At 68.3% G+C, this 8,485-nt stretch carries 7 protein-coding genes; 4 read left to right on the top strand and 3 right to left on the bottom strand.

Annotated features, from left to right (window positions below):
* Window positions 1-546 (top strand): c-type cytochrome (locus AC1DOC_RS09480; RefSeq protein ID WP_478129714.1); only part of this gene is annotated, 546 nt, incomplete at its 5' end.
* Between the two features lie 30 nt (window positions 547-576).
* Here AC1DOC_RS09480 and AC1DOC_RS09475 read toward each other — a convergent pair.
* Entirely contained in the window at window positions 577-1,557 is a 981-nt protein-coding gene (locus tag AC1DOC_RS09475) for a helix-turn-helix transcriptional regulator (RefSeq protein ID WP_369663731.1), read from the bottom strand.
* Between the two features lie 182 nt (window positions 1,558-1,739).
* Between AC1DOC_RS09475 and AC1DOC_RS09470 the strand changes: the two genes are divergently transcribed.
* Window positions 1,740-3,860, top strand: a complete 2,121-nt coding sequence (locus AC1DOC_RS09470) for a carboxypeptidase-like regulatory domain-containing protein (protein WP_369663730.1) — start codon at window positions 1,740-1,742, stop codon at window positions 3,858-3,860.
* Window positions 3,861-3,936: 76 nt separating this feature from the next.
* Here AC1DOC_RS09470 and AC1DOC_RS09465 read toward each other — a convergent pair whose 3' ends face one another.
* Window positions 3,937-4,911: a tripartite tricarboxylate transporter substrate-binding protein gene (locus AC1DOC_RS09465; RefSeq protein ID WP_478129713.1), complete on the bottom strand. Its 975-nt coding sequence runs from the start codon at window positions 4,909-4,911 to the stop codon at window positions 3,937-3,939.
* A gap of 204 nt (window positions 4,912-5,115) precedes the next feature.
* Between AC1DOC_RS09465 and AC1DOC_RS09460 the strand changes: the two genes are divergently transcribed.
* Together AC1DOC_RS09460 and AC1DOC_RS09455 are read left to right on the top strand one after the other, a co-directional pair.
* Window positions 5,116-6,306 (top strand): M48 family metalloprotease, encoded by a 1,191-nt coding sequence (locus tag AC1DOC_RS09460; protein ID WP_307593381.1) that lies wholly within the window; start codon window positions 5,116-5,118, stop codon window positions 6,304-6,306.
* Between the two features lie 145 nt (window positions 6,307-6,451).
* The gene (locus tag AC1DOC_RS09455; protein WP_478129712.1) at window positions 6,452-7,027 is read left to right on the top strand and encodes a type 1 glutamine amidotransferase domain-containing protein; all 576 of its coding nucleotides are present in this window, start codon (window positions 6,452-6,454) and stop codon (window positions 7,025-7,027) included.
* A gap of 44 nt (window positions 7,028-7,071) precedes the next feature.
* Here AC1DOC_RS09455 and AC1DOC_RS09450 read toward each other — a convergent pair whose 3' ends face one another.
* Window positions 7,072-8,322 carry a phenylacetate--CoA ligase family protein gene (locus AC1DOC_RS09450; protein WP_478080176.1) on the bottom strand — a complete coding sequence of 417 codons (1,251 nt, stop codon included), beginning with the start codon at window positions 8,320-8,322 and terminating at the stop codon, window positions 7,072-7,074.
* Between the last annotated feature and the right edge of the window lie 163 nt (window positions 8,323-8,485).

Raw genomic sequence — 8,485 nt, 5'->3', positions numbered from 1 at the left:
GTGCGCGGCTACGTCACAGCCTACAACGCGAAGACCGGCGAGAAGCTCTGGGAAACGGCCACCGGCACCGGCGTGGTGGCCGCGCCCACCACCTACATGGTGGACGGCAAGCAGTACGTGTCGGTCGCGGTGGGCTGGGGCGGCGTGTACGGCCTCGCGCAGCGCGCCACCGAGCGGCAGGGTCCGGGCACGGTCTACACCTTTGCCGTGGGCGGCAGCGCGAAGATGCCCGAGTTCGTGCAGTACCGCATGGACAAGCTGGTGCAGGGCGTGAAGTACGACCCCGCCAAGGTCCAGGCCGGCACCATGCTCTATGTGAGCAACTGCGTGTTCTGCCACGGCGTGCCGGGCGTGGACCGCGGCGGCAACATCCCGAACCTCGGCTACATGGATGCGGCCTACATCGAGAACCTSGACAAGTTCATCCTCAAGGGCCCKGCCATGGCGCGCGGCATGCCCGACTTCACGGGCAAGCTCTCGGGCGAGGACATCGAGAGCATCAAGGCCTTCATCCAGGGCACGGCCGACGCGATCCGGCCGAAGTGAGGCCGCGGGGCCGCAACCGGCGCGGGCCGGTCAGCCCGCGAGCCGCAGCTCCTGGATCAGGCCCGCCACGTTGCCCACCTGCAGCTTGTCATAGATCGACTGGATGTGGTTGCGCACGGTGGCGGGCGAGCGGTTCAGCATGGCCGCAATGTCCTTGTGCGTGTCGCCGCGGGCCAGCAGCTCGGCAATGGTGTGCTCGCGCGGCGTCAGGCTGTCGGCCAGGCAGCGGATGCGGCTCTTGAGGAACAGCAGGCCCTGCTCCACGTGGTGCGTGACCACGACCGCCCGGCCGCTGTAGCGCGCATGGCGGCCGAGGAAGTGCGCGAGCAGCGCATCGGGCAGGGTCCGCCCGTGCCAGGACGGCCACTCGGCCTTCATCGTCGCCTCGAAGGGGCCGTCGGCGTGATAGAGCACGCCGCGCAGGTCGCCAATGGCGGAGCCGCCGGGCGCCTGGCCGCCGGCCTCGAGCCGGTCGAGGTGCACGATGCGGTTGAGCGCCAGCGCCTGCATCACGTGCGGCGCCAGGCTCGCGAGCAGCTGCCGCTCGTGTTCGGTGCCGTGCGCATCGGGGTCCGAGCGGAACAGGCTGAGCCAGTGCACGAAATTCGTCTGCGGATGCACGTCCGAGCTGATGAAGAAGTTGGACTGCTCGAAGCGCTCGCCATATGCGCGCAGCTGCGCCTGGTCCTTGCGGTGGAACCAGGCATTGGCATTGAATGAAAGCGTCGACTTCGGCCGCTTGCCCACTTCCACGGCGGCGGTGTCGAGGTGCTTCACCTCTTCGTAGGCCGCCAGCATTTCCGCTGGCTGGTTGTGCAGGTGGATGGTGTGGATGTCGATGCCGCTGTCGGTGCGGGTGGCGGTGCCCCACATCGACGAGTCGAAAGCCAGCACCGGCTTGATGAGATCGAGCGCGGCATCCTGGAAGGCATCGATCGGCAGCTCGTGCGAGAGCCGGTAGAGCCGCAGCAGCAGCTCGCTGAAGTCGTGCAGGGCGGCAGGCCGGGTCATCGCCGAAGTTTTCCATCGCGCCCGCGCAGCGCGCATCCCATGTTCAGGTGATTCCATCCTGCGGCCCGCCGGGCGGATTTCAAGAATGATGCATTTGCATCATTTTTTTTGGAAAAGTGAAAGCTATTGTTTGCAGGCCCCGGATGGTCCGGGGCTTTCAAACCCCTTCGAAGAGCCCACCGATGCCCTCTCTCACCCGCAAGATTCCCCATGCGCTGTCCGTTGTCACTCTGGCGCTGCTTGGCGCGTGCGGCGGAGGAGGTGGAGGTGGCGGCGGCGGCGGGTTCGGCTTCATCCCGCCGGCCTCGAATGGCGGCGACCCGCCCGCGGCGGCCGGCACCACCTTGAGCGGCACCGTCGCCACCGGCGCAGCCCTGGCCGGCGCGGTGCTCACGGTGTTCGACCAGACCGGCGCCAAGGTCTGCGAAGTGACCACCACGGCCGAAGGCAGCTACAGCTGCTCGCTGCCCGCCGGCACCAAGGCGCCGCTGGTGATCCAGGCCGTGCGCGACGACCTCACCCTCTACAGCACCACCGCCAGCACCGCCACCGGCACCACCAACGTGACGCCGCTGACCACCATCGTGGTGGCGCAGCTCGCGCCCAACGGCGATCCGGCCAAGCTGGCCGCCGCGATCCAGGCCGACGCCGGCGCCGTCACGGCCGGATCGATCGGCGACCAGGTGTCCAAGCTGCTGGCTGCGCTGCAGCCGCTGCTGAGCGCACTCGACGCGAGCATCGACCCGATGAGCGGCGAGTTCCAGGCCAACGGCACCGGCCAGGACCGCGTGCTCGACGCGCTCAACGTGTCGGTGCGCCCCGACGGCACGGCATCCAACATCGAGATCACGGTGAAGGCGCTGCCCGCCGGCGACGACAGCCCGCCGGTGTCCATCGTCTTTCGCAGCGGCGACGCCACCATTGCGGCGCTGCCCGCCATCGATGCCGCAACGCTGGTGCAGCCGCCCACGCCGGCCATGGTGCAGGCGCTGCTCGATCGCATCAACGCCTGCTATGCGCTGCCGCTCGCACAGCGCGTCGACAGCCCCATCGAGGCCGACGGCAATGCCTACGGCAGCGCCGCCAACGTGGTGGCGCCGGCCTGCCGCACGCTGTTCGTGAACGACGATCCGGCCAGCTTCGTGGCGGCCGGCGCGCCCATCGGCCGCGTGAGCAGCGGTGCGCGCCGCTCGTTCGAAAGCCTGTTCCGCTTCGGCCCCACCAACCTGAAGCACGACCGCGGCAACTTCGAATACTTCCACAAGAACGGCGACATCGCTCTCACCTACCGCTGGACCGACGTCCTGGGCAACACCGACAACGACGTCTTCAACGCGAAGATCGTGGACGGTGCGCTGAAGCTCACCGGCAACGGCAACACCTACCGCGCCTTCGTGCGTCCCCAGCTCGACAAGAAGGACTACCTGAAGCACCAGAACCTGGTGTTCCATTCGGTCGGCTACGCGGTTTCGGTCGACAACGTGCGCGACGGCAATGGCAACCCGGTGCTGTCGAAGGTGGTGGCAACCACCGCATCGCTGCCCGGCAAGGAACTGGTGCTGGTGCCCAAGGCCGGCCTCAACTCGCTGGTGCTCACGCCGGACGGCACGGCCGGTTCGGCCCTGAATTCGGGGGTGTGGCGCATGTCCGCACGCTACCTGGACCCGGCCCAGCCCGGCAGCCCGAGCGATTTCGACAACGCCAACCTCTTTGCCACGCCGGCGTACACCGACGAGGAGCTTGGCAAGATCGCCGACCAGTCGGTGTGGAAGCTCGAGTTCTTCCACGCCGACGGCGCGACGCCGAACGTGGTGCAGTACGTGCGCACCTTCTCCCGCGTGCCCACCATCGCGGAAGCCGTGCAGACGCCCATGGTGGAACTCACGCCCGCGCTGCGTGCCCAGGTGCTCGCGGAAAGCCTGGGCAGCCCGCGCGGCATCGTCTTTGCGGCACCCACGCCTTCGGAGCCCAACAACGTCGACTTCAGCGCCGACGGCGGCCTCGACGGCTGGACGGTTCCGGCCGGTGCGCTCGCGCCCACCTCGTTCAGCGTCTTCGGCAGGGCGCCGGGCGCTGGCGGCGCGCGCTTCAGCGAAACCGTCACCGTGCGCAGCACCGCGCGCAAGGCCATGGTCTATTGCCAGCCGGTGGGCGCGAGCGACACGCACTGCGTGCCGGCGGGCAACAGCAGCTGGCAGTACGCCCAGGGTTCCTCGATCAGCACCTTCGGCTTCACGGCCCGCACGGCGCGCCAGGTCGACGTGCGCAAGAACTTCGAGGTGTGGACGGTCACGCTGCCCTGATTTTTTCTGCTGTCACGCCATGAAAAAAGCCGCCGGTCCCGAGGGCCGGCGGCTCTTTTTTTGAGCGCGGGGGAAATCAGTCGGCGTACACGCCGGCGGCCTTGATGATCGGGCCCCACTTGGCAATTTCCGCCGAGACGAACTTCTTGTGCTCGGCCGGCTCGGTGCGCTTGTCGGTGGTGATCACGGCGCCCAGCGCTTCCTCGCGCTTGATGAAGCCCGGGTCCTTCATGGCGGCCTTGATGGCTTCGTTGAGCTTCTTCAGCACCGGTGCCGGCGTGCCCTTGGGCGCGTACACGCCGTGCCAGATCGAGACCTCGAAGTCCTTCAGGCCCGATTCGGCGAGCGTCGGCAGGTCCTTCAGGGCCGGCGTGGTCAGGCGCTTGCTCGTGGTCACGGCGTAGGCCTTGACCTTCTTGGCCTCGATCTGCGAGGTGGTGTTGGTGGTCTGGTCGCACAGGAGGTCGATCTGGCCGCCCAGCAGGTCGGCGATGGCCGGCGCGGTGCCCTTGTAGGGAACCGGCGTCATCTCGACCTTGAGCGCGCTCTGGAACAAGAGGCCGCACAGGTGCGAGGCGGCGCCCAGGCCGGCATTGCCGAGGTTGATCTTGCCCTTGTTGGCCGCGATCCAGGCCGTGAGCTCCTTGTAGTTGTTGGCCGGCAGCGTCGGCTTGCCGATGAGCGTCATCGGCACTTCATTGACCATGCCGAGGTATTCGAAGTCGTTCTCCACGTTGAACGGCAGCTTGCGGTAGAGCGCAGGCATCGTCGACATGCCGATGTGGTTGAGCAGCAGCGTGTAGCCGTCCGGCGCCGCGCGGGCCACCTTGGCGGTACCGATGGAGCTGCCGGCGCCCGCGGTGTTGTCCACCACGATCGTCGTGCCCAGGGTCTTTTGCAGGGCTTCGGCCAAGTCGCGGGCCACGCGGTCGGTCGGGCCGCCGGCGGAGAAAGGCACCACCAGCGTGACGGTCTTGCCTGCGGGGAAATCCTGGGCATGGGCGCYGGCGGCAGCAGCGGCGAATGCCGTGAGTGCAAGCAGTTTCTTCATGAGTGTCTCTCGGTTGGTGAAATTCAAAAATGGCCGCGATCATAAAGGCTGACCATGACCTGACGAATAGCGAATAGCCCTTAGGGGTGGGCCGAGATGCGCCCCTTCCTGGGGCATGATGCGGCTCGCAAGCCGCGCCTGGAGGGGCGCGAAGAAAAACCACAACACCGCAGGCCTTCGGGCCGCATCGAGGAGGAAATTCCAATGGATCCATGGGTCTATCCGCGCGAGCGCTGGCTCGGCAACATCACGCTCGGGCTCGGCCTGCTGGTCTGGGCGCTGCTGGTCCTGGGCACCCTGGGCATCGCGCTCGTCTATGTGCTGCTCGGCTTCATCGCCTACGTGTTCGCGCAATCGGCCGTCATCGCCTGGATCAAGGGCACGGCCGTGAAGCTCTCCCCCACCCAGCTGCCGGAACTGCATGCGCGGTTCCTGGCCTGCTGCGGCCATCTGGGCATCCAGAACCCGCCCGAGGCCTACCTGCTGCACGGCGACGGCATCTTCAATGCCTTTGCCACGCGCTTCTTCGGCCGCAACTTCGTGGTGCTGCTGTCCGACGTGGTCGACGCCATGGAAGCCCAGCCCGACGGCATCAACTTCTACATCGGCCATGAGCTCGGCCACATCCGGCGCGGCCACCTCACGGGCCACATCTGGCGCGCCCCGGTGCTGTGGCTGCCGCTGCTCGGCGCCGCCTATTCGCGGGCCCAGGAATACACCTGCGACCTGCACGGCGCCGCCTGCTGCACGCAGACCGATTCCGCGCCCCGCGCGCTCGTGGCGCTGGCCGCCGGCGCGCAGCAGTGGCGCCACGTCGACCTGCAGCGCTACGCCGACCAATCGGTAGGCAACAGCGGCTTCTGGGCCTCGTTCCATGAACTGATCGCCGGCTACCCCTGGCTCACCAAGCGCGTGGCGCGCGCCATCGATCCGGGCGCGAAGCTGCCGAGCCGCAATCCGGTGGCCTACCTGCTCGCGGTCTTCGTGCCGTACGCCGGCCGAGCCGGCGGCGGCGCGCTGGCGCTTCTGGTGGTGGTGGCCATCATCGGCGTGCTGGCCGCGGTGGCGCTGCCGGCCTATCAGCAATACGAGTCGCGCGCGGCCGTTTCGCAGGCCTGGTCCGAAGCCGCACCGGTGCGCGAAGCGCTCGGCAGCTACTACAAGCAGAAGGAAGAGATTCCCGATTCCCTGGCCGCGGCCGGCGCACCCGAAACCCTGCCCGGCGGCTCGGAGCTGACGCTCGACGCCGACACCATGGTGGTCGAGGCGGTGCTTCCAAAGGCCAAGGGCACGCTGCGCATGGAGCCCTCGGCCACCGAGGACGGCATCGCGTGGAACTGCGTGGCCGGCGACGGCCTCCAGGAAAAGGCGCTGCCGGCCAGCTGCCGCAAATAGCAGCAGCACGCCGTAAAAGAAGGTTGCCGCCCGTCGAACCGTCCGACAGGCGGACCCGGCGCGCGCCGATGCGCGCTGCGGGCCCGGGCCCTAGGGTGAAGTGTCATTGCCATCAAAAGAACCACCTTCAAGGAGTGACTCACCCATGCCCACCACCATCTCTTCTTCTTCACTGGACGGAATGAAGGTTGCCATCCTCGTGGCGGACGGCTTCGAGCAGGCCGAGATGACCGAGCCGCGCAAGGCGCTTGAGCTGGCCGGCGCACAGACGCAGATCGTTTCGCCGCTCGACGGCAGCGTGCGCGCCTGGAAGCAGCTCGAGCCGGCCGACACCTTCGAGGTCGACGTGCCGCTCAAGAACGCCGATGCCGACGACTTCGACGCGCTGCTGCTGCCCGGCGGCGTCGCCAACCCCGACGCGCTGCGCATCAACCAGAAGGCCGTGGCCTTCGTGCGTGCCTTCGTCGAGTCGGGCAGGCCCATCGCGGCCATCTGCCACGGGCCCTGGACGCTCATCGATGCCGGCGGCGTGCAGGGGCGCAGGATGACCTCGTGGCCTTCGCTGCGCGCCGACCTGCACAACGCCGGCGCAAAGTGGGTCGACAAGGAGGTGGTGGTCGACAGCGGCCTGGTGACGAGCCGCAGGCCCGGCGACCTGCCCGCGTTCATCCGCGAGATGACGACGATGYTCGAGCTCGCGCACGAGGCTGCGATCCATTGAGCATGGGGCGGTGAAGCGCGCGCGGCGCCTGCCCGGGGCCGCCGCTACTTGTAGCTGCGCGCGTCCTCGATCACCTTGCCGTCGTTCGGCAGCGTGCCCGGCGCCACCAGCTCGATGGTGCCGCGCAGCTTGGTCACCTCGCGCACCGCATCGGCAATGCGCGCATCGAGCCCGGCCGGCGCACCGGCTGCGCATTCGAGCCTGAAGGTCATCTGGTCGTCGCCCATCTCGCCCGAGACCACGAGGCGCGCGCGCTGCACTTCCGGAAAGCGGCGCGCGATCTCCGCCACCTGCGAGGGGTGCACGAACATGCCGCGCACCTTGGTGGTCTGGTCGGCGCGGCCGAGCCAGCCCTTGATGCGCTTGTTGGTGCGGCCGGTGGGGCAGGTGCCCGCGAGCACGGCGGAAAGATCGCCGGTGCCAAAGCGCACCAGCGGATAGTCGGGGTTGAAGGTGGTCACGACGATCTCGCCGACCTCGCCGTCGGGCACCGGGTCGCCGGTGCCGGGCCGCACGATCTCGACCAGCACGCCTTCATCGAGCACGAGGCCTTCGCGCGCGCTGGTCTCGTAGGCGACCAGGCCCAGGTCGGCCGTGGCGTAGCACTGGGTGCCCTGCACGCCATGCGCGGCGATCCAGTCGTGCAGGCTCGGCGGAAAGGCTTCGCCCGACACCAGCGCCTTGGTGAGCGAGGGCAGCTTCAGGCCTTTCTCCTCGGCTTTCTCCAACAGGATCTTGAGGAAGCTCGGCGTGCCCGCATAGCCCTCGGGCTTCAGGTCGGCCATGGCTTCGAGCTGCTGCTCGGTCTGGCCGGTGCCGCCCGCGAACACGGTGCAGCCCAGGGCGCGCGCGCCGCTTTCCATGATGGAGCCGGCGGGCGTCATGTGGTAGCTGAAGCTGTTGTGGATGAGCTCGCCGCCGCGAAAGCCCGCGGCATGCAGCGCGCGCGCCGTGCGCCAGTAGTCGCGCGCCTCGCCCTCGGGCTCGTAGATGGTGCCGGGGCTCGCGAACACGCGCGGCATGCGGGCACCGCGGCCGATGGCGGAAAAGCCGCCGAAGGGGTCGTCGGCGCGGCGCTGCTTCTGCAGTTCGAGCAGTTCGGCCTTGCGCGTGACGGGCAGCTTGGCGAGCGCCTCGCGCGTGGTGATGTCGGCGGGCTTCACGCCATCGAGGATCTTGGCGAACGCGGGCGCGGCGGTCTGGGCCTGCGCGATGTGCTTCGGCAATGCGGCGAGCAGGTCGCGCTCGCGTTCGGCGGGGTCGCGGATTTCTAGCTTGTCGTAATGGTCGGTCATGTCCGTACCTTCATTTCTGGAATTGCGAGGCGGGAAATCCAAATGCGGAAGCGTTCGTGGCGCGTGCACAGGCCACCGGGTACTCCCCTCCGCGAATGTCCCCCGGCCTGCGGCCTCCTCCTTGATTTCGCTGCGGGGAGCACCCGATGCCCTGTGCACAGGG

The organism is Variovorax sp. 01T439_2 (genome assembly GCF_056398445.1).
Note: the sequence above shows the minus strand (reverse complement) of the source record. Positions and strands in the feature narration are given on the sequence as shown.

Bases quoted from the DNA above. Each gene is read 5' to 3' on its own strand.
- AC1DOC_RS09475 (WP_369663731.1), bottom strand. From the start codon at position 1,557: ATGACCCGGCCTGCCGCCCTGCACGACTTCAGCGAGCTGCTGCTGCGG.
- AC1DOC_RS09470 (WP_369663730.1), top strand. From the start codon at position 1,740: ATGCCCTCTCTCACCCGCAAGATTCCCCATGCGCTGTCCGTTGTCACT.
- AC1DOC_RS09460 (WP_307593381.1), top strand. From the start codon at position 5,116: ATGGATCCATGGGTCTATCCGCGCGAGCGCTGGCTCGGCAACATCACG.
- AC1DOC_RS09450 (WP_478080176.1), bottom strand. From the start codon at position 8,322: ATGACCGACCATTACGACAAGCTAGAAATCCGCGACCCCGCCGAACGC.